The organism is Rhodosalinus sp. FB01 (assembly GCF_041365715.1).
In the GTDB taxonomy this organism is placed as follows: Bacteria; Pseudomonadota; Alphaproteobacteria; order Rhodobacterales; family Rhodobacteraceae; genus Rhodosalinus.
In genome coordinates this window covers 412,470-431,399 of record NZ_JBGFSH010000003.1, presented here as the reverse complement: position 1 = coordinate 431,399, position 18,930 = coordinate 412,470, and the positions used below count along the sequence as shown (strand labels likewise).

Here is an 18,930-nt window from a genome sequence, read left to right as displayed (position 1 = left end):
GCGCTTGACAAGGGCGGGACGCCGCGCGACAGACCGGCCATGATGCTGACGCTGATGCAGGTCGCGCTTGGCGGCGCGGTGGGGGCCGCGGCGCGGTATCTTACCGTCCTCGCTGCGCTGCGGTTGTTCGGCACGGGCTTTCCTTGGGGCACGCTCTCGGTAAATGTCCTGGGGTCGTTTCTCATGGGGGTCCTCGTCATCGTGCTCGCCAACCTCCCGGCCACCCGCATCGCGCCCTTCGTCGTGACGGGCGTGCTTGGCGGCTTCACGACCTTCTCGGCATTTTCGCTGGACGCGCTGACGCTCTGGGAACGGGGCGAGACGGGCACGGCGCTGGCCTATGTCGCGGGGTCGGTCACGCTGTCGCTCGGCGCGATCGTCGCCGGGGCATGGGCCGCGCGGGGGGTGCTCGCGTGAGCGGCGTTCAGCATATCACCGTCGCGCCCGGCGATGCCGACCAGCGCCTCGACCGGTGGCTTCGCCGGCATTTCCCGCAGGTCACGCAGGGCCGCATCGAGAAGATGTGCCGCAAGGGCGAACTGCGTGTCGACGGCGGCCGCGTGAAGGCGGCCACCCGCCTCGCCGCCGGGCAGAGCGTGCGGGTCCCGCCGCTGCCCGACCCCGGTGCGCCGCCACCCGCGCCCGCGCCCGAGATCTCCCAGGCGGACGCGCGCATGATCCGCGAGGCGGTGATCTGGCGCGACTCGCATATCCTCGCGCTCAACAAGCCGCCGGGCCTTGCGGTGCAGGGTGGCAGCGGGCAGCGCCGCCACGTCGACGCGCTGGCCGAGGCGCTGCGCTTCGACGCGGACGAGGCACCGCGCCTCGTCCACCGGCTGGACCGGGATACCTCGGGCGTGCTGCTGATGGCGCGCAGCCGCGCGGTGGCCGCGGGACTGACCGCGGCGTTCCGTGCCCGCGAGGCGCGCAAGATCTACTGGGCGGCGGTGGCGGGCGTGCCGCAGCCGCGCATGGGCACGATTTCCTACGGGCTCGTGAAGGCGCCGGGGCACGGCGCGAAGGGTGAGGGCGAGAAGATGCGCTGCGTGCATCCCGGCGACATCGACGCCACGCCCGGCGCGAAGCGCGCCACGACGGATTATGCCGTGATCGAGGCGCTCGGCAAACGCGCGGCCTGGGTGGCGCTCGTCCCTGTCACGGGGCGGACGCACCAGCTTCGGGCGCACATGGCGGAACTCGGCCACCCGATCGTGGGTGACGGCAAGTATGGCGGCGGCGGGCAGGAGAACCTGGGCGACGGCTGGGGCGCGCAGCTCGGCGGCGAGGTCAGCCGCAAGCTGCACCTGCACGCGCGCTCCATCGCGCTCACCCATCCGGTGACGGGCGCGCGTCTCTCCATCACGGCGCCGCTTCCCGAACACATGCGCCGCACCTGGTCCATGCTGGGCTGGTCCGAAGCGGACGCCCCCCAAGACCCCTTCGAGGAGACGGCATGACGGACGCGCCCCGCCTCGTGGTCTTCGACGTGGACGGCACGCTGGTGGACAGCCAGGCGGGCATCCTCGCCGCGATGGACGCGGCCTTCGGCCGGGCGGCGCTGCCCGTCCCGCCGCGCGGGGAGGTGCTGGGCATCGTCGGGCTGTCGCTGGAGGTGGCGATGGCGCGGCTCGTGCCCGACCTTTCGGCGCAGGATCATGCGCGCCTGGCGGGCTGGTACCGCGAGGCCTATGCGGGTCAGCGCGCGCGAGAGGACGTGGCGATGACCTCGCCGCTTTACCCGGGCGCGCGCGAGGCTCTTCAGGCGCTGCACGGCGAGCCGTCCACCCTTCTCGGGGTGGCGACGGGGAAGTCGGCGCGCGGGCTCGACGTGCTCTTCGGGGCCCATCGCCTCTCGTCCTTCTTCGTCACGCGGCAAGTGGCCGATCACCACCCCTCGAAGCCGCATCCGTCGATGCTGCGCGCCGCGCTCGACGAAACGGGTGTCGCGCCGCGCGACGCGGTCATGGTGGGCGACACGGAATACGACATGGAGATGGCGCGCGCCGCGGGCGTGCGGGCGATCGGCGTGGGCTGGGGCTACCACGCCCCGGTGCGTCTTCGTGCCGCGGATCACGTGGTGGGCCGTTTCTCCGAGCTGCCCCGCGCCATTTCCGCGCTTTGGGAGGCGGCATGACGGGTTGGGCGGCGAAGCGATTCTGGACGCGGGCCGAGGCGATCGCGACCGACGCGGGCTACGAGGTGACGCTGGATGGGCGGCCCGTGCGGACGCCGGCCAAGGCGCCGCTCGTGCTGCCCAACGCGGCGCTGGCCGAGGCGATGGCCGAGGAGTGGGAGGCGCAGTCCGACGTCATCAATCCGCGCGCGATGCCCGTGACGCGCGCCGCCAATTCCGCGATAGACCGGGTGGTGCCGCACCGCGCCGAGGTCGTCGCGATGCTTTGCGAGTATGGCGCCACCGATCTTCTGTGTTATCGCGCCGACACGCCCGAGGAACTGGCGAGACGGCAGGCCGAGGGCTGGGATCCGATGCTCGACTGGGCGCGCGCCCGCCTCGGCGCGCCGCTTTCCGCCGCGACCGGCGTGATGCATGTCGCCCAACCCGAAGCGAGCCTCGCCGCGCTGCGCGGCGAGGTGAAGCGCCACGACGCGTTCGAGCTGGTGGCGCTGCATGATCTGGTTACGATCTCCGGATCGCTGGTCCTCGGCCTTGCCGCCTCGGCCAGAGAGGTGACGCCGGAACGGGTCTGGGCGCTCTCGCGCATCGACGAAACCTGGCAGCAGGAACGATGGGGCGAGGATGCCGAAGCCGCCGCGGCGGCGGACGCCAGGCGCGCCCAGCTTCTGGAAGCGCATCGTTTTCTCGAGCTAGCCCGCGCCGGTTGAGCCGGTGCCCCGAAAAGAGGCGGACCGGATGCCGACTTCGCCGTCCATCGTTCAGAAGTTCTGACGTTTGCCTTGACCTTCGTTGATGAATCCGACCAAACTCGTTGCCATTGAAAGGGGGGCAGCCTCTTTCAGCAAAGGAAACCCGGCCGTTGTGAGCCGGACGACCCGCACAACAGGGCGGACTTATCAGAAGAGGTAAATATGCAGAAATCCGTATTTCTCGGCGCGCTGACCGTTGCCGGCCTTGCAGCCGGGGCTTCGGCCGCCGCCACGCTGGACGACGTCAAGGCGCGCGGCACGCTGAACTGCGGTGTGACCACGGGCCTCGCGGGGTTTGCCGCGCCGGACGCGAACGGCGAGTGGGAAGGCTTCGACGTGGCCGTGTGCCGCGCTGTCGCGGCCGCCGTGCTCGGCGATCCGACCGCGGTCGAATTCGTGCCGACGACCGGCAAGACCCGCTTCACCGCGCTCGCCTCGGGCGAGATCGACATGCTGGCGCGCAACACCACCTGGACCTTCACGCGCGACGTGGACCTCAAGTTCGAGTTCGCCGGCATCAACTACTATGACGGTCAGGGCTTCATCGTTCCGCGGGCGCTTGGCGTTTCCTCTGCCATGGAACTCGACGGGGCGACGGTCTGCATCCAGACCGGCACCACGACCGAGCTCAATCTTGCCGACTTCTTCCGCAAGAACAACATGAACTACGAGCCGGTGCCGATCGAGACCAACGCCGAGGCGCTTCAGCAGTACAATGCCGGCGCCTGCGACGCCTACACGACCGATGCGTCGGGCCTGGCCGCGTCGCGCGCAACCTTCGAGAATCCGGGCGATCACGTCATCCTGCCCGAGATCATCTCGAAAGAGCCGCTCGGCCCGCTCGTGCGCCACGGCGACAACCAGTGGGGCGAGATCGTGCGCTGGACGCTCAACGCGCTCATCGCCGCGGAAGAGTACGGCGTGACCTCGGCCAACATCGAGGAGTTGTCGAACGGAACCGACAGCCCCGAGATCAACCGCATGCTCGGCACCGAGGGCAACCTCGGCGAGATGTTCGGGCTCGACGCGGACTGGGCCAAGCGCGCCATCATGGCCGAGGGCAATTACGGCGGGATCTTCGCGAAGAACATCGGCGAAAACACCCCGATCGGCCTCGCGCGAGGGCTGAACGCGCAGTGGACCGAGGGCGGACTGCTTTACGCCCCCCCGTTCCGCTAAGTCGAACCTGAAGGACGCGGGGGCAAACCCCGCGTCCTTCCCCTCTTGACGCCACGTTTCGAAAAACTTGCCGGATCGCAGGAGCGGGCGAACCCCGCCGACGGGTCGAGTCCGGCGCAGCAGGGAAATCCGGATGGCCACAGTGACCGACCCGCCGCAGGAGTCGTTCCGTCTGTCGATGCTGCTGAACGACACGCGGTATCGTTCCTACACGTTCCAGTTCATCGCGCTGCTGCTTCTGATCGCGTTCATGTCTTGGCTGGGCATGAACCTCGTTCGGAACCTCGCCCTTCTCGGCCAGGACATCTCCTTCGAGTTCCTGGGCCAGCCTGCGGGCTACGACATCAACCAGCGCCCGATTCCCTATGAAAACCAGGACAGCCACATGCGCGCCTCATTCGTCGGGGTGCTCAACACGCTGATCGTGGCCTTCCTCGGATGCCTTACGGCGACGCTTATCGGCGTGACCGCCGGCGTGGCGCGGCTGTCGAAGAACTGGCTCGTGGCGCAGCTGATGTCGATCTACGTCGAGATCTTCCGCAACGTGCCGGTGCTGATCTGGATCCTGATCATCTTCTTCGTGATGACGGCGGCGCTGCCGGCGCCGAGTGCCTACAGGGGCGAGGATCCGCAGGCATCCATGCTGTTCGATGCCTTCGCCTTCACGAACCGCGGCATCTACGTGCCCAAGCCGATCCTGGAACCGGGATCGACGGCCGTGCTGGCCGTCTTGCTCGCCTCGATCGCCGGCGTGTTCTACTACCGCCGCTACGCGACGAAGCTGCTTTACGATACCGGGAAGCTTCTGCCGATGTTGTGGCCGTCGCTGGCGATCCTCGTTCTGCCGACGCTCCTGGCCTATTTCCTGCTCGGCCGGCCGATCACGCTGGAGAATCCCGAGCTTCGCGGCTTCAACTTCCAGGGCGGGATCCAGGTCCGCGGATCCCTGATCGCGCTGTGGCTCGCGCTCGCCGTCTACACCGGCGCCTTCATCGCCGAGAACGTGCGCGCCGGCATCCAGGCGGTCAGCGGCGGCCAGACCGAGGCCGCTGCGGCGCTCGGCCTGCGCCCGAAGCGCATCATGGGGCTCGTGGTGCTGCCGCAGGCGCTTCGCATCATCATCCCGCCGCTCATTTCGCAGTATCTCAACCTCACCAAGAACAGTTCGCTCGCCATCGCGGTGGGCTACATGGACATCACCGGGACGCTGGGCGGCATCACGCTGAACCAGACGGGGCGGGCGATCGAGTCGATCCTTCTGCTGATGCTGTTCTACCTCCTCATCTCGCTCGGCATCGCGGCGGTGATGAACGTCTACAACAACGCCGTGAAGCTGAAGGAGCGCTGAGATGTCGGACACGCACGCTCAGGCCGCGCAGCTCGCCTTCGTCCGCAAGGAGCCGATCCCGGCCGCGCCGCCGCCCATCGCCGAGGCCGGGCTGGTGAAATGGGTGCGGGAGAACCTGTTCTCCTCGATCCCGAACAGCATCGTCACGCTGCTGTCGCTCTACGTCATCTACTGGCTGCTGTCGGCGACGATCCCGTGGATGTTCAACGGCGTCTGGACCGCATCGAGCCTGAGGGAGTGCCGCGAGATCCTCGCCGGGGAATCCGGGGCCTGCTGGGCGGTGCTGCGCGAGCGCTGGCCGCAACTCATCTATGGCTTCACCTACCCGTCGAGCGAATACTGGCGTCCGAACCTCGCGCTGCTGCTGCTCTTCGGGGCGCTGGCGCCCGTGCTCTTCCCGAAGGCGCCCCGCCAGTTGCTGGTTCTGACGGCGATCTATCCTTTCCTCGGCTACTGGCTGATCTGGGGTGGCTCGGTCTGGGTGCCGGTCACCGCGGCGGCGGGCCTTTTCGTCGGGTACCTCGTGTTCCAGCGTTTCGTGGCCGCAAGTTTCGCGGTCGGGTTCTTCGGCGCGATCGCCGCGGCCGTGGCGTTCTGGCTGGTCGTCGGCAACTTCGTGACGCCGGTGCTTGCGAGCACGCTCGGCATCGAGCTACTGGCCGTGCCGTCGCGCGACATGGGCGGGTTCATGCTGAACCTCATCTTGGGCACGGTCTGCGTGTCGCTCTCGGTTCCCATCGGGATCGCGCTCGCGCTCGGGCGGCAATCCTCCATGCCGATCATCAAGTGGATCTGCGTGGTGTTCATCGAGTTCATCCGGGGTGTGCCGCTCATCACGCTTCTGTTCGTGGCGAACGTGGTTCTGGCCTATTTCCTGCCGCCCAACACGACGTTCGACCTGATCCTGCGCGTGATCATCATGATCACCATGTTCGCCTCGGCCTACATCGCCGAGGTGATCCGCGGCGGCCTCGCCGCGCTGCCCAAGGGGCAGTACGAGGCCGCCGACGCGCTCGGGCTCGACTATCCGCAAGCCATGCGCCTCATCATCCTGCCGCAGGCGCTGAAGATCTCGATCCCCGGAATCGTCAACGTCGCGGTCGGACTTTTCAAGGACACCACGCTCGTCTCGGTGATCTCGATGTTCGACCTCGTGGGGATGATCCGCGGCCCGATCCTCGCCTCGACCGACTGGAACGGCGTCTACTGGGAGCTTTTCGGCTTCGCCGCGGCGCTGTTCTTCGTCGTCTGCTTCGGCATCTCGAAATCCTCGCAGTGGCTGGAGCGTCAGCTGCAGACCGACCGTCGATAAGGGACCAGACCCGATGACCGATCTTTCCCAGCCCCATCCCGAAAACCTGTCCGGCGTCGACGCCTCGCAGTTGGCGGTGTCGGACGAGATCGCTGTCGAGATCAGCAAGATGAACAAGTGGTTCGGCCAGTTCCACGTGCTGCGCGACATCGACCTCACCGTCTATCGCGGCGAACGCATCGTCGTCTGCGGGCCCTCCGGCTCCGGCAAGTCCACGCTGATCCGCTGCATCAACGCGCTGGAGGAGCATCAGGCCGGGCGCATCGTCGTGGACGGGACGGAACTGTCCTCGAACGTGAAGAACATCGACAAGATCCGGTCCGAGGTCGGGATGGTGTTCCAGCACTTCAACCTGTTCCCGCATCTCACGATCCTCGAGAACTGCACCCTCGCGCCGATCTGGGTGCGCAAGATCCCGAAGCGCGAGGCCGAGGAAACGGCGATGCACTTCCTCACCAAGGTGAAGATCCCCGAACAGGCCGACAAGTATCCCGGCCAGCTTTCGGGCGGGCAGCAGCAGCGCGTGGCGATCGCGCGCTCGCTCTGCATGCGGCCGCGGATCATGCTCTTCGACGAGCCGACCTCCGCGCTTGATCCCGAGATGATCAAGGAGGTGCTCGACACCATGATCGAGCTCGCCGAGGAAGGGATGACGATGCTTTGTGTCACCCACGAGATGGGCTTCGCGCGCCAGGTGGCCAACCGCGTGATCTTCATGGACGAAGGCCAGATCGTGGAGCAGAACGAGCCCGAAGAGTTCTTCCTGAACCCCCAGAACGAGCGGACCAAGCTCTTCCTGAGCCAGATCCTCGGCCACTGAAAGCCCGCCGCGGGACTATTCCAGGTCCCGCGGAACCACGAAATCGACCGCTCCCGCGGTTCCGAAGGCGGCATTTTCCCAGTCGTCCGTGTCGAGGTCGGCCACCAGCGTGGCCGCCGTCGGATAATCGCCGAAGCGCGGGTGGTCGGGCGGCAGGGCAACGATGCGACGGGCGAACTCGGCCATGCCGGGATTGTGCCCGATGATCGCGACGACACGGCGATGCGCGGTTCGCAACGTCTCCAGGATGTCCGACGCCTCGGCATGATAGAGCGCGGGAACATACGTCACCGGCACGTCCAGCCCGAGCCGTGCAAAGGTCTCCCGGGTGCGGACCGCGTCGGAACAAAGCACCTCGTCGGGGAGATAGCCCCGTTCCCGCAGCCAGCGACCGATGAGCGGCGCTGACCGGCGCCCGCGGTCATTGAGCGGCCGGGCGTGATCGGCGAGCGCGGCATCGCCCCAGCTCGACTTGGCGTGACGGATCAGGATCAGGCGGCGGGTCATCGGGCGGGGCCTTTCACGTCATGACCGCGGGGGCGGAGGCGCGGCCGGCTCACGCCCGACGCGCTGCGCGGGCCGGATCAGCGTGCCCGCGCCGTGCTGCGTGTAAAGTTCCAGCAGGCAGGCATTGGGCGCCCGACCGTCGAGGATCACCACCCCGCGAACCCCCCCGTCTATTGCGGCGAGCGCCGTCTCGGTCTTGGGGATCATGCCGCCGGCGATGACCCCGGTCTGGATCATGCCACGGATCGCCTCCGCGGAAAGTTCGCTCAGCACCTCGCCCTCGGCATCCTTCACGCCCTCGATGTCGGTCAGCAGCAGCAGGCGGTCGGCCTCCAGCGCCGCCGCGATGGCGCCGGCCGCCGTGTCGCCGTTGACGTTGAAGGTCTCGCCGCCGCGCCCCGCGCCGAGCGGCGCGATCACCGGTATGATCCCCTTGTCGAAGAGATCGCGCAGGAAAGAGGCGTTCACCTGGGCCGGGGTGCCGACGAAACCGAGGCTCGCGTCGGCCTGGTCGCAGACCATCAGCGACGCGTCCTTGCCCGAAAGCCCCACGGCCTTTCCGCCCTGGCTGCATATCGCCTGGACGATGCGCTTGTTCACGAGCCCGGAGAGCACCATCTCGACCACCTCGACGGTGGGCTTGGCGGTCACGCGCTTGCCGGCGACGAATTCCGAGACGATGCCCAGCTTCTCGAGCATCGCGTTGATCATCGGCCCGCCGCCATGGACGACGACCGGGTTGACGCCGACCATGCGCATCAGAACGACATCGCGCGCGAAGCTTTCCATCGCCTCGTCATCGCCCATGGCATTCCCGCCAAGCTTGATGACGACCACCGCACCGTCGTACCGCTGAAGCATCGGCAGCGCCTGGTTCAGCGTGCGCGCGGTGGCGATCCAGTCGCTGGTCATTTCCCTTTGCGTCATGGGCGGACCTCCTCGCGCCGCGTTATCCCCGCGCCCGCCGCCGGGCGCAAGGCCCCTAGGCCAGTCCCGCCACGACCGCGCGGAGCGTCGCGAGCCCCTCGCCGGTCTCGGAGGATGTGAGCAGGATCTCGGGAAACGCCGCCGGGTGACGGGTCAGCGATTGGCGCACCTGCGCCAGAACGCGTTCGCGGTCCTTCGGCTTGATCTTGTCGGCCTTGGTGAGCACGGCCTCGAACGTGACCGCCGCGCCGTCGAGAAGGCTCATGATCTCCTCGTCCACGGGTTTCACACCATGGCGGGCGTCGATCAGCACGAAGGCGCGGCGCAGGCTCGCCCGACCGGCGAGATACGTCTTGAGCAGGCTCTGCCAGCGCGCGACGATCTTGACCGGCGCCTCGGCGTAGCCGTAGCCCGGAAGATCCACGAGGTAGTGGCCGTCGCCGAGGGTGAAGTAGTTGATCTCTTGCGTGCGGCCGGGCGTGTTGGAGGCCCGCGCCAGCCCCTTGCGGTTCGTGAGCGCGTTGATGAGCGACGATTTTCCCACGTTCGAGCGACCGGCGAAACAGATCTCCACCCGGTCGTCCGGCGGCAGCCCATCCATCGCGACGACACCTTTCAGGAACTCGATCGGCCCCGCGAAGAGCTTGCGGCCGCGTTCCGCCGCGTCGGGCTCGGGCGCGTCGGCGAGGGGGAAGGGCAGGGCGGTCAAAGCGGCGCCACGCGGTCGCCCGGCCCGACGGCGCCGCCCCTGAGAACCTCGGCGCGGACGCTGAAATCGCGGTGGCCCCAGCTGTCCAGCGCGCCCAGCGTGTCGGCGTCGCGCCGGCCGGTCTCCGGGTTCGCGGCGGTGGCGAGGCAGCGGTCGGTCCGCTCGCGGACGCGCAGCACCGCGTCGCCAAGCTGCACCTCGCGCCCGATCCAGTCGAACTCTTCCCAGGGCGCCAGGCCATCAATCCAGATGTTGCCGCGCCAGCGGTGGATCGAGAGCGGGCGGCCGATCCGCTGTTCCACCGCGCGGTGCGAAGCGAGGTTGCACAGCGTCACCGAGGGGAAATCGCCGTCGGTCATGCCGCGACCCGGCACGCGCACGATCCGGGCCGGCGCGGCACGGTCGGCGGGCATCAGCGGTGCGACCCAGTCGAGGAGCGCTTCCGGCTCGGCGTCGGGGTCGAAGGCGAGCGTGGCTCGCTCAGGATGGGTGAGCGTGACGGTGCCCGCGGCCTCGTCGTAGCGCGCCGTGACGGCCATGAGCGCGGGCGCCTTGGCGACTCGGGTGAAATTGACGCAGGACGCCCATGCCGCGCTTGTCGCCTGCGACGCATCATGGGCTACCGCCCAGACTCGATCGCCGGGCATGGTGCGCCCGGCCACGAGGGTCACGGCGTCGACCTCCTCGCGCCCGTGGCTCTTGATCGGGTGGCGCCAGAGACTGGCGACCGTCCCGCTCATTTTCCGTCCTCTTCCGCCTTCTTCCGGAAGCCCGAGAGGATGTTGCCAAGCACGTCGGGCTTGTAGCCCTGGCTGCGCATGATGCCGTATTGCTGCGCGAAGGTGATCGCGTTGTTGGCGATCCAGTAGAGGACGAGGCCGCTTGCGAAGCTGCCGAGCATGAACATGAAGACCCAGGGCAGCCAGGCGAAGATCATCTTCTGCGTGGGGTCCGTGGGCGCCGGGTTCAGCTTCTGCTGAAGCCACATGGACACGCCGAGCAGGATTGGCAGGATGCCGATGAAGACGAGCGAGAGCAGCGAGCCGGGTTCGGGCGCGGCCCAGGGCAGCAGGCCGAAGAGGTTCACGATGGAGGTCGGGTCCGGGGCCGACAGGTCGCGGAAGGGGCCGAACCAGGGCGCGTGCCGAAGTTCGATCGTGACGAAGATCACCTTGTAGAGCGAGAAGAAGATCGGGATCTGCATCAGGATCGGCAGGCAGCCGGAGGCTGGGTTCACCTTTTCCTTCTTGTAGAGTTCCATCATCTCCTGCTGGAACTTCTGCCGGTCCTCTCCGGTGCGCTCCTTGATCTTCTCCATCTCCGGCTGAAGCTCCTTCATCTTCGCCATGGAGACGTAGGACTTGTACGCGAGCGGTAGCAGCGCCGCCTTGATGATGAGTGTCAGACCGATGATCGCCCAGCCCATGTTGCCGATGATCAGGTTGATCTCGTGCAGCAGCCAGAAGATCGGCTTGGTCAGGAAGAAGAACCAGCCCCAGTCGATGGAGTCGATGAAACGGTCGACGCCCTCGCGCTGGTAGTCGCGGATCGTATCCCATTCCTTCGCGCCGGCGAAAAGACGCGTGGTGCGGGTGACGGACTGGCCCGGGCCGAGCCGCTCCGTGGGCAGCACGGCCTCCGTCTGGTAGATGTTGCGCGCGTCGTCGTACTTGGCGGTGGCCTTGAAGGCGCTTCCGGCCTCGGGGATCAGCGTCGTCATCCAGTAATGGTCGGTGAAGCCGATCCAGCCATCCTCGGCGACCTGCATCACCTCGGCGCGCGCGGCTTCGCGCGGGTCGAAGTCGAAATCTTCCATGTCGCCATAGTCGATTTCCGAGAGCTTGCCATCGGCCATGGCGATCGCGCCCTCGTGCAGGATGAAGAAGTTCTTCAGGTTCTCCGGCCTGCCGTGCCGGGCGATTATGCCGTAGGGCGCCAGCGTCACAGACCCCGCGCCCTCGTTCGCGACGGATTGGGTTACGGTGAACATGTAGTCGTCGTCGATCGCGATCTCGCGGGTGAAGACGAGGCCCGCACCGTTTTCCCACCGGAGCGTGACCGGACTACCGGGCGCGAGGCGCTCGCCGGAGACGAGTTCCCACGGCGTGTTCGCGCCGGGCACGTCCTCGAGGCCCAGTCCGCTGCCGGGCGCCCAGCCGTAGAGCGCGTAATAGGCCTGCGCGCTGCCCACGGGGGCCAGCAGGTCAACGGTGGCAGAGCCGGGATCGACGCTTTCGCGGTAGTCCTTGAGCGCGAGCGTGTCGATCCGGCCGCCCTGAAGCGAGATGGAGCCGCTGAGGCGCGGGGTTTCCACCGAAACGCGCGGTGCGCTCGCGGCGCTTTCGACGACGGCCTCCCCGCCGTCACCGGCGGAGGCGGCCGGGGCCTGGGCCGGGGCGGTGGCGACCGGGTCTGTCGGCGCGGGGGTCTCGGAAGAGGCGGCTTGGGGCGCGGTCTCGGGCACGGGCCGCTCTTCGGGCGGCGGGAACAGCAGGAACCAGATCAGGATCACGCCGAAGCTGAGCGCGGTCGCAAGGATGAGGTTCTTGTTCTGATCGTCCATGAAACACCGGCCCCGGTAACGTCTGATGCAGTGCAGGGTTCAACAGACCGTGGGCCGAAAGGTCAAGGTGAATCGGGCCGGCGCGGTAAAGGGCCGCCCTGTCGGGCGGCGGGCATTCGCCGCGCGGACGGGGCGCCGGGCGAGCTCGGGCGCGGACAGTTGCGTAGGCTGCCCGGGCAGGGCGGGCCGATGTCAGCCCACGTTCCGGCCGACCCAGGGCGCGGCCTCCACCCGGGCGGTCTGGCTGGCGATCCATTCCGATGTCTGCTCGAAGGGCATCGGCCTCGCGATCGCATAGCCCTGCACATGGCCGCAGCCGAGCTGGGCCAGAAGGGCGTGTTCGCCCGCCGTCTCGACCCCTTCGGCGAGGGTGTCGAGCCCGAGCTGTTCCGACATGGACAGGATCGCCATCACCATGCGCTGCTGCTCGGGATCGCGGTCGCACTTGGCGACGAGGGACCGGTCGATCTTGACGCGGCTCACATCGAAGCGGCGCAGCGCGGTGATCGAGGCATGCCCGGTGCCGAAATCGTCGAGGTCCACGGCGCAGCCCATCCGCCCCAGCGCCCGGATGCCGCGCGTCGTCGCGTCTTCGGGAGAGCGGGCGATCACGGTCTCAAGCACTTCCACCCCGAGCCGGCAGGGGTCGAGGCCGAAACGGTCCAACTCCCACGCGATGCGGTCGGGCAGGCGCGGGTCGCGCAACTCGGCGGCGGAGAAGTTCACGCTGACGCGCGGCACGTCGAACCCCGAACGATCCCAGGCGCGCAGGGCGGTCAGCGCGTGATAGAGCATCGTCTCTCCCAGCTGCGCCATCAGCCCCGCCGACTCGAGCGCGGGAAGGAATTCCGAAGTCGGCACCGCCCCGCGTTCGGGATGCGTCCAGCGCGCCAGCGCCTCGAAACCGCTGATGCGGCCGGTTTCCGTGGAAATCTGCGGCTGGAACCAAGCAACGATCTGTCCCGCCTCGAGCGCCGCCGCGACCTCTGCACCCGCCACCCCGGTCTTAGCGCGGCGCGGCATGCCGTGGGCGAAGGCGCGGATGCCCGCAGGGCCCGCCGCCTGCGCCTCGGCCAGTGCCACGCTGGCGGCTTCGGTGAGCGCCTCGGCGGCCGAGCCTGGCAGCCGGGCGGCGAGGCAGAACCCCGCCGACGCCGTCATGTAGATCGACGTGGCGTCGAGCGGGACGGGCTGCTCCACCGCCCGCTGAAGCCGTGCGGCAAGCTGGATCGCGGCTTCCAGATCGAGGCGGGGCGCGGGCGCGCAGGCGACGGCAAAGCGCGCTTCGCCGATCCGGGCGAGGGTGTCGCCGGTGCGCAACGCCCCCCGAAGCCTGTCGGCCGCGGCCCGCAGCACTTCCTCGGCGGCGGCGTCGCCATGCCGGGCCCCGAAATCGGCGAAATCGTCGATCTCGAGCACGACGCAGGCGGTTTGGCTGCCCTCTGCGGCGGCGGTGGCAAGGGCATGGTCGAGCGCATGCAGGAATTCCGACCGCTCGACCAGCCCGGTGAGACGGTCCAGCCCGACCGAGCCCGACCGGGAGATCGCGCCAAGCGCGCAATAGAGAGCGGGAAGCGCCAGCGCGACCGAGACCAGCGCGCCCTCTCCGCCAAGCCAGAAGGCAGCGAGCGAGAGCGCGGGGATGAAGGCGAGGAACTGCGGCCCCTCCAGCCCGCGGCACATCCGGCGCGCGAAGGCGACAAGGTCGGTCCGGCGGCGCTTTGCCATGCTGCGATCTCCCAGGTGTTCCGTCACGCGCATAGACGCGACGGATACAGCCTAGGGGCGTTTCGTCATCAGCACGTTAACGCAGGACGGGAATTTCCCCGGGCTCCTCCCCGGCCGGGCCGCGCCGCTCGAGCGCGGCGAAGTCGAAGAGCCGCGGGTCGAGAAGATGCGAGGGCCGCGCGTTCATCAGCGCCCGGAACATCACCTGCCGGCGGCCGGGGCTGTTCTTTTCCCAGCCGTCCAGAAGCGCCTTCACCTGCCTCCGCTGAAGGCCGTCCTGGCTGCCGCAGAGGTCGCAGGGAATGATCGGGTAATCCATCGCGCGCGCGAAGCGGTCGCAGTCCGCCTCGGCCACATGGGCGAGCGGGCGGTAGACGAAAAGGTCGCCCTCCTCGTTCACCAGCTTGGGCGGCATGGTGGCGAGGCGCCCGCCATGGAAGAGGTTCATGAAGAAGGTCTCGAGGATGTCGTCGCGGTGGTGGCCGAGCACCACCGCAGAGCATCCCTCCTCCCGCGCGATGCGGTAGAGGTGCCCGCGCCGGAGCCGGGAACAGAGCGCGCAGAAGGTCTGGCCCTCGGGCACCTTGTCGGTCACGATCGAATAGGTGTCCTGATACTCGATCCGGTGCGGCACGCCCATCCGCTCGAGAAAGGCGGGCAGCACCGTGGCCGGAAAATTCGGCTGGCCCTGGTCGAGGTTGCAGGCCAGCAGATCCACCGGCAACAGCCCCCGCCATTGCAGTTCGGTGAGCGCGGCGAGCAGCGTGTAGCTGTCCTTGCCCCCCGACAGGCAGACGAGCCAGCGCGCGCCGCGCTCGACCATACCGTATTGTTCCACGGCCTCGCGCGCCTGGCGCACGATGCGCTTGCGCAGCTTGCGGAACTCGGTGCTCTGCGGTGCGCCCGCGAAAAGCGGGTGGATGTCGTCGGCGGTGTCCTTCATGCCTGCCGATTACCCGATCTCGCGGCCTCTGCCTAGCGCCGGATGCGGGCGACGCGGCCTCGCCGCTGCCGCCCGGTCCGCTATGTTCCAAGAGAAAGCCCAGCCCTGCGGAGCCACCATGCGCCTTCTTGCCCTGATCTCGTTGTTTTTCCTCGCCGCCTGCGCCGGGCGTCCGTCGCTCGACGACCCGAAGCTCAGCGACCGTGCGCTCGACCTCGAGCGGTTCTTCGACGGCGAGCTGGTGGCCTACGGGCAATTCCAGGACGTGTTCGGCACGGTGCGCCGCCGTTTCGAGGTCGAGATCGACGGGCGCTGGGACGGCCGGACGCTGACGCTCGTGGAGGATTTCGTCTACGAGGACGGTTCCACCGAGCGTCGCGTCTGGGAGCTGGTCAAGACCGGGCCGCAGACCTGGCGCGGCACGGCGCCCGGCGTGATCGGTGCGGCGCTCGGCGAGGAGCGGGGCGATACCTTCAACTGGCGCTACACCATCGACCTGCCGGTCCCGGGCGCGAACGGCGATGCCGAGACGCTCCGCGTGAGTTTCGACGACTGGATGTGGCTTCTGAGCGAGGACCGGCTTCTCAACATCGCCTACATGCGGCGTTTCGGCGTGCCGATCGGTCAGGTCGTCATCACCTTCGAAAAACGCCGCTGAGAGGCCCGGCGCATAGCGACATCGGCAAATTCGCGGTGTCGTGGCGCGTGCCCGCCGTCGGGGCCGCCGCGAGCCGGTATCCGCTTCGGGCCTCAGCGCTCCTTGGGGTCGGGGACCGGGTCCACGCCCTGTCCGCCCCAGGGGTGGCAGCGCCCGATCCGCCGTGCGGCGAGCCATGTGCCCCGAAACGCCCCGTGCCGCTCGAGCGCCTCGAGCGCGTAGGCCGAGCAGGTCGGATGGTAGCGGCAGTTGAAGCCCACCCAGGGCGAGAAGATCAGCCGATAGGCCCGGACGGGCAGGGCGACGATGCGCGCCAGCGGGCTCATCCGCGGCCCCCGTGAAGCCGCGACAGCGCGGAGCGCAGGTCGTCGAGGAGATCGGGGAACGGGCGCGCGACGGTGACATCGGGGCGACCGACGAGCACGTAATCCCAGCCGGGGCGGCCCTCGTCGGCCAGCACCTCGCGCGCCACGGCGCGCAGCCGGCGCTTGGCGCGGTTGCGGGTGACGGCGTTGCCGATCTTCCTGGAGCAGGTGACGCCCCAACCGATCGCGTCCCGCCCGTCGTGCCGGTCGCGGGCCTGGACCAGCATGCCGGGCATGGCCTGACGTCGGGCCCTGGCGCAGGCCAGGAACTGGGCGCGCTTCGTCAGCCCTTCCAGACGCGGGGACAAGGCCGCCGCCCCTCCGGCGTCGGTCGTCAGGCCGTGCAGAGGGGCCTCCGGCGGGGTCATGCCACGCCCGGGCGCGCCGTTCAGGCGGTCAGCTTCTTCCGGCCGCGTGCGCGCCGGGCATTGACGATCTTGCGGCCGGCCTTCGTGGCCATCCGCGACCGGAACCCGTGGCGCCGCTTGCGGACCAGGTTCGAGGGTTGATACGTGCGTTTCATCGCGCTCTCTCCGTCCTCGCGCAGGCGGGGCGCGCGCCGGGCCTGCATGGAATGTCGAAGCCCGCCCTTTACCGACGCGTGCCCGGCCTGTCAAACGTCAAAGCCCGGGGGGCTTGTAACAAACAGCGTATCACGCGGCGGCTTTCGGCCGCCGCCATTTTTCAGGTCCGGCCGCGTGGCGGCCTGGCCGTCACCTTGGTTCAAGCGCGCGTGAAGCCCCTGTCGCGCGCCGCGTCCGTGCCTCATGTTGGCCGGGTGACACGCCCTTGCCCGAAAGGCCCGCCCGAGTGAGTGAAATGACGACACCCAGCCAGCGTGGCGGCCTCGTCCGCCGTCTTCCGCTCATCGCCATTCTCATCGTGGCCGTGATCGGCGCGGTGGCGTTCCGCGACGTCCTGGACTTCGATGCGCTCGCCCGGCACCGCGAGGCGCTTCTGGCCTATCGCGACAGTCATTACTGGGCCGTGCTGGGCCTTTTCCTGCTGTCCTACGTCGCCATCGTGGCCTTTTCGCTGCCGGGCGCGACGGTGGCCACGCTGACCGGCGGGTTCCTTTACGGGACCTTCCCCGGGGCGCTCTTCAACGTGCTGGGCGCCACCATCGGCGCCACGCTGATCTTCCTCGCCGCGCGCTGGGGGCTGGGGGAACGCTTCGCCGCGCGGCTCAACGCCTCCGAGGGGCTGGTGCGGCGCATCAAGGCCGGGCTGGACGAGAACCAGTGGTCGATGCTGTTTCTCATCCGCCTCGTGCCGGCGGTGCCGTTCTTCCTGGCCAACATCGTGCCCGCCTTCCTCGACGTGCCGCTCCGGCGCTTCGTCATCACCACGTTTCTGGGAATCATTCCGGGGGCGGTGGTCTACACTTCGGTCGGCGCGGGGCTGGGCGAGGTTTTCGCCCGGGGCGAGCGCCCCGATCTGGGCATCATCTTCGAGCCCCGGGTGCTCTTGCCGATTCTCGGGCTCGCGGCGCTTTCGGCGCTGCCGATGCTGCTCAAGGCCGTGCGCGGCCGGAAGGGGATCTGAGTCATGGCCGTGATCAGCACCGATCTTCTCGTCATCGGCGCGGGCTCTGGCGGGCTCTCGGTGGCCGCGGGCGCCGTCCAGATGGGGGCCGACGTCACGCTGGTCGAGGGCGGCGAGATGGGCGGCGACTGCCTCAACTACGGCTGCGTCCCTTCGAAGTCGCTCATCGCCTCGGCCAAGGCGGCCCACGCGATCGCCCATCCCGCCGCGCCGGGCGTGACGCCGGGCGCGGCGGATCCGGATTACGCCGCGGCGATGGCGGGCGTGCAGGAGGTGATCGCGCGGATCGCGCCGCATGACAGCCAGGCGCGGTTCGAGGATCTGGGCGTGCGCGTGATCCGCGCCTGGGCGCGCTTCCGGTCGCCCCGCGAGGTGGAGGCGGGCGAGCACGTGATCCGCGCCCGGCGTATCGTTCTCGCCACCGGGTCCTCGCCGTTCGTCCCGCCGATCCCCGGCCTCGCGGAGGTGCCCCATCTGACCAACGAGACGCTGTGGGACCTGCGCGAGCGTCCGCGGCACCTCATCGTCATCGGCGGCGGCCCGATCGGCATCGAGATGGCGCAGGCCCACCGCCGCCTCGGATCCGGGGTGACGGTGCTCGAGGGCGCCCGCGCGCTGGGCCGCGAAGACCCCGAGGCCGCGGCGCTGATCCTCGACCGTCTGCGCGCGGAAGGCGTCGCGATCGAGGAGAACGCGCCGGCCGCGGAGGGGCGCGGCAGCGACGGGGCCATCGAGGTGGTCGCAGAGGATGGACGCGTCTGTGAAGGCAGCCACCTTCTCGTCGCCGTGGGGCGGCGCGCCAACACCGACCGGTTGAACCTGGGCGCGGCCGGGATCGAGACCACCCGCGCCGGGGTCAGGGTGGACGGGCGGCTTCGCACCACGAACCGCCGCGTCTTCGCCATCGGCGACGCGGCGGGCGGGCTGCAGTTCACCCATCTCGCGGGCTACCACGCCGGCATCGTGATCCGTCAGGCGCTTCTGGGGCTGCCGGCCCGCGCGCGCACCGACCACATCCCCCGCGTGACCTACACCGCGCCCGAGCTTGCGCAGATCGGCCTTACGGAGGCGGAAGCGCGCGAAGCGCATGGCGCGCGCCTTGAGGTGGCGCGGTTCGACTATTCCGGCAACGACCGCGCTCTTGCCGAACGCAAGCCCGAGGGATTCATCAAGGTGATGGTCGCGCGCGGCAAGCCCGTCGGCGTCACCATCGCCGGACACCAGGCCGGCGAACACATCAATCTCTGGGCGCTCGTCCTCGCGAACGGGGTGTCGATGAAGTCCGTCACCGCGATGGTCTCGCCCTATCCGACGGTGGGGGAAATCTCGAAGCGCGCGGCCGGGGCCTATTTCTCTCCGAAGCTCTTTGATAATCCTCTGCTGAAACGCGTCGTGGGCATGGTGCAGCGTTTCCTGCCCTGACGCCCCTCGACGGGACGG

The 18,930-nt window shown here is 68.8% G+C and carries 21 protein-coding genes; 11 read left to right on the top strand and 10 right to left on the bottom strand.

Features of this window, described 5'->3' with window-relative positions:
- The first annotated feature begins 39 nt into the window (after window positions 1-39).
- The 8 genes from crcB to AB6A65_RS06770 all read left to right on the top strand — a co-directional run bounded on the left by crcB (window position 40) and on the right by AB6A65_RS06770 (window position 7,545).
- Complete coding sequence (gene crcB / locus AB6A65_RS06805) at window positions 40-417, top strand: fluoride efflux transporter CrcB (RefSeq protein WP_371037605.1); 378 nt, start codon at window positions 40-42, stop codon at window positions 415-417.
- Window positions 414-1,457 (top strand): RluA family pseudouridine synthase, encoded by a 1,044-nt coding sequence (locus AB6A65_RS06800; protein WP_371037604.1) that lies wholly within the window; start codon window positions 414-416, stop codon window positions 1,455-1,457. The genes crcB and AB6A65_RS06800 overlap by 4 nt, the downstream gene beginning before the upstream one ends.
- Window positions 1,454-2,134 (top strand): HAD-IA family hydrolase, encoded by a 681-nt coding sequence (locus AB6A65_RS06795; RefSeq protein ID WP_371037603.1) that lies wholly within the window; start codon window positions 1,454-1,456, stop codon window positions 2,132-2,134. The genes AB6A65_RS06800 and AB6A65_RS06795 overlap by 4 nt, the downstream gene beginning before the upstream one ends.
- Window positions 2,131-2,844: an ATP12 family chaperone protein gene (locus AB6A65_RS06790; RefSeq protein ID WP_371037602.1), complete on the top strand. Its 714-nt coding sequence runs from the start codon at window positions 2,131-2,133 to the stop codon at window positions 2,842-2,844. The genes AB6A65_RS06795 and AB6A65_RS06790 overlap by 4 nt, the downstream gene beginning before the upstream one ends.
- Window positions 2,845-3,048: 204 nt before the next feature.
- Entirely contained in the window at window positions 3,049-4,065 is a 1,017-nt protein-coding gene (locus tag AB6A65_RS06785; protein WP_371037601.1) for an amino acid ABC transporter substrate-binding protein, read from the top strand.
- A gap of 133 nt (window positions 4,066-4,198) precedes the next feature.
- Window positions 4,199-5,413 carry an amino acid ABC transporter permease gene (locus AB6A65_RS06780; protein ID WP_371037600.1) on the top strand — a complete coding sequence of 405 codons (1,215 nt, stop codon included), beginning with the start codon at window positions 4,199-4,201 and terminating at the stop codon, window positions 5,411-5,413.
- Between the two features lies 1 nt (window position 5,414).
- Window positions 5,415-6,725: an amino acid ABC transporter permease gene (locus AB6A65_RS06775; protein ID WP_371037599.1), complete on the top strand. Its 1,311-nt coding sequence runs from the start codon at window positions 5,415-5,417 to the stop codon at window positions 6,723-6,725.
- A gap of 13 nt (window positions 6,726-6,738) precedes the next feature.
- Complete coding sequence (locus tag AB6A65_RS06770; protein WP_371037598.1) at window positions 6,739-7,545, top strand: amino acid ABC transporter ATP-binding protein; 807 nt, start codon at window positions 6,739-6,741, stop codon at window positions 7,543-7,545.
- Between the two features lie 15 nt (window positions 7,546-7,560).
- Here the strand turns inward: AB6A65_RS06770 and AB6A65_RS06765 are convergent, their stop codons facing one another.
- The 7 genes from AB6A65_RS06765 to ttcA form a co-directional block, all read right to left on the bottom strand.
- Window positions 7,561-8,052: a histidine phosphatase family protein gene (locus tag AB6A65_RS06765; RefSeq protein ID WP_371037597.1), complete on the bottom strand. Its 492-nt coding sequence runs from the start codon at window positions 8,050-8,052 to the stop codon at window positions 7,561-7,563.
- A gap of 18 nt (window positions 8,053-8,070) precedes the next feature.
- Window positions 8,071-8,979 (bottom strand): acetylglutamate kinase, encoded by a 909-nt coding sequence (argB, locus tag AB6A65_RS06760; protein ID WP_371037596.1) that lies wholly within the window; start codon window positions 8,977-8,979, stop codon window positions 8,071-8,073.
- A gap of 55 nt (window positions 8,980-9,034) precedes the next feature.
- Complete coding sequence (yihA, locus tag AB6A65_RS06755; protein ID WP_371037595.1) at window positions 9,035-9,688, bottom strand: ribosome biogenesis GTP-binding protein YihA/YsxC; 654 nt, start codon at window positions 9,686-9,688, stop codon at window positions 9,035-9,037.
- Window positions 9,685-10,428, bottom strand: coding sequence for an MOSC domain-containing protein (locus AB6A65_RS06750; protein ID WP_371037594.1), 744 nt, complete (start codon window positions 10,426-10,428; stop codon window positions 9,685-9,687). The genes yihA and AB6A65_RS06750 overlap by 4 nt, the downstream gene beginning before the upstream one ends.
- A complete protein-coding gene (yidC, locus tag AB6A65_RS06745; RefSeq protein WP_371037593.1) occupies window positions 10,425-12,251 on the bottom strand; it encodes a membrane protein insertase YidC in 1,827 nt (608 codons plus the stop codon). The genes AB6A65_RS06750 and yidC overlap by 4 nt, the downstream gene beginning before the upstream one ends.
- A 192-nt stretch (window positions 12,252-12,443) precedes the next feature.
- A complete protein-coding gene (locus tag AB6A65_RS06740; protein ID WP_371037592.1) occupies window positions 12,444-13,979 on the bottom strand; it encodes a putative bifunctional diguanylate cyclase/phosphodiesterase in 1,536 nt (511 codons plus the stop codon).
- A gap of 76 nt (window positions 13,980-14,055) precedes the next feature.
- Window positions 14,056-14,922 (bottom strand): tRNA 2-thiocytidine(32) synthetase TtcA, encoded by an 867-nt coding sequence (gene ttcA, locus AB6A65_RS06735; RefSeq protein ID WP_371037591.1) that lies wholly within the window; start codon window positions 14,920-14,922, stop codon window positions 14,056-14,058.
- A 118-nt stretch (window positions 14,923-15,040) separates the two neighbouring features.
- On the opposite strand from ttcA, the gene AB6A65_RS06730 reads away from it, so the two are divergent.
- Window positions 15,041-15,580, top strand: coding sequence for a DUF3833 domain-containing protein (locus tag AB6A65_RS06730; RefSeq protein WP_371037590.1), 540 nt, complete (start codon window positions 15,041-15,043; stop codon window positions 15,578-15,580).
- A gap of 92 nt (window positions 15,581-15,672) precedes the next feature.
- Here the strand turns inward: AB6A65_RS06730 and yidD are convergent, their stop codons facing one another.
- From yidD to rpmH, 3 genes are read right to left on the bottom strand one after another with little or no spacing between them, the layout of a single operon-like run.
- A complete protein-coding gene (yidD, locus tag AB6A65_RS06725) occupies window positions 15,673-15,906 on the bottom strand; it encodes a membrane protein insertion efficiency factor YidD (RefSeq protein WP_371037589.1) in 234 nt (77 codons plus the stop codon).
- The gene (gene rnpA, locus AB6A65_RS06720) at window positions 15,903-16,313 is read right to left on the bottom strand and encodes a ribonuclease P protein component (protein ID WP_371037588.1); all 411 of its coding nucleotides are present in this window, start codon (window positions 16,311-16,313) and stop codon (window positions 15,903-15,905) included. The genes yidD and rnpA overlap by 4 nt, the downstream gene beginning before the upstream one ends.
- Window positions 16,314-16,333: 20 nt before the next feature.
- Window positions 16,334-16,468, bottom strand: a complete 135-nt coding sequence (gene rpmH, locus AB6A65_RS06715) for a 50S ribosomal protein L34 (RefSeq protein WP_371037587.1) — start codon at window positions 16,466-16,468, stop codon at window positions 16,334-16,336.
- A gap of 296 nt (window positions 16,469-16,764) precedes the next feature.
- On the opposite strand from rpmH, the gene AB6A65_RS06710 reads away from it, so the two are divergent.
- Both AB6A65_RS06710 and AB6A65_RS06705 read left to right on the top strand, forming a co-directional pair.
- Window positions 16,765-17,490 (top strand): TVP38/TMEM64 family protein, encoded by a 726-nt coding sequence (locus AB6A65_RS06710; protein ID WP_371037586.1) that lies wholly within the window; start codon window positions 16,765-16,767, stop codon window positions 17,488-17,490.
- 3 nt (window positions 17,491-17,493) lie between these two features.
- A complete protein-coding gene (locus AB6A65_RS06705; RefSeq protein WP_371037585.1) occupies window positions 17,494-18,912 on the top strand; it encodes an NAD(P)/FAD-dependent oxidoreductase in 1,419 nt (472 codons plus the stop codon).
- Window positions 18,913-18,930 lie beyond the last annotated feature (18 nt).

Coding starts and splice junctions, on each gene's coding strand:
- AB6A65_RS06775 (WP_371037599.1), top strand. CDS start 5,415: ATGTCGGACACGCACGCTCAGGCCGCGCAGCTCGCCTTCGTCCGCAAG.
- rnpA (WP_371037588.1), bottom strand. CDS start 16,313: ATGACCCCGCCGGAGGCCCCTCTGCACGGCCTGACGACCGACGCCGGA.
- AB6A65_RS06785 (WP_371037601.1), top strand. CDS start 3,049: ATGCAGAAATCCGTATTTCTCGGCGCGCTGACCGTTGCCGGCCTTGCA.
- rpmH (WP_371037587.1), bottom strand. CDS start 16,468: ATGAAACGCACGTATCAACCCTCGAACCTGGTCCGCAAGCGGCGCCAC.
- AB6A65_RS06790 (WP_371037602.1), top strand. CDS start 2,131: ATGACGGGTTGGGCGGCGAAGCGATTCTGGACGCGGGCCGAGGCGATC.
- ttcA (WP_371037591.1), bottom strand. CDS start 14,922: ATGAAGGACACCGCCGACGACATCCACCCGCTTTTCGCGGGCGCACCG.
- AB6A65_RS06780 (WP_371037600.1), top strand. CDS start 4,199: ATGGCCACAGTGACCGACCCGCCGCAGGAGTCGTTCCGTCTGTCGATG.
- yidD (WP_371037589.1), bottom strand. CDS start 15,906: ATGAGCCCGCTGGCGCGCATCGTCGCCCTGCCCGTCCGGGCCTATCGG.
- argB (WP_371037596.1), bottom strand. CDS start 8,979: ATGACGCAAAGGGAAATGACCAGCGACTGGATCGCCACCGCGCGCACG.
- crcB (WP_371037605.1), top strand. CDS start 40: ATGATGCTGACGCTGATGCAGGTCGCGCTTGGCGGCGCGGTGGGGGCC.
- AB6A65_RS06710 (WP_371037586.1), top strand. CDS start 16,765: ATGACGACACCCAGCCAGCGTGGCGGCCTCGTCCGCCGTCTTCCGCTC.
- AB6A65_RS06705 (WP_371037585.1), top strand. CDS start 17,494: ATGGCCGTGATCAGCACCGATCTTCTCGTCATCGGCGCGGGCTCTGGC.
- yidC (WP_371037593.1), bottom strand. CDS start 12,251: ATGGACGATCAGAACAAGAACCTCATCCTTGCGACCGCGCTCAGCTTC.
- AB6A65_RS06795 (WP_371037603.1), top strand. CDS start 1,454: ATGACGGACGCGCCCCGCCTCGTGGTCTTCGACGTGGACGGCACGCTG.
- AB6A65_RS06765 (WP_371037597.1), bottom strand. CDS start 8,052: ATGACCCGCCGCCTGATCCTGATCCGTCACGCCAAGTCGAGCTGGGGC.
- AB6A65_RS06750 (WP_371037594.1), bottom strand. CDS start 10,428: ATGAGCGGGACGGTCGCCAGTCTCTGGCGCCACCCGATCAAGAGCCAC.
- AB6A65_RS06730 (WP_371037590.1), top strand. CDS start 15,041: ATGCGCCTTCTTGCCCTGATCTCGTTGTTTTTCCTCGCCGCCTGCGCC.
- AB6A65_RS06740 (WP_371037592.1), bottom strand. CDS start 13,979: ATGGCAAAGCGCCGCCGGACCGACCTTGTCGCCTTCGCGCGCCGGATG.
- AB6A65_RS06770 (WP_371037598.1), top strand. CDS start 6,739: ATGACCGATCTTTCCCAGCCCCATCCCGAAAACCTGTCCGGCGTCGAC.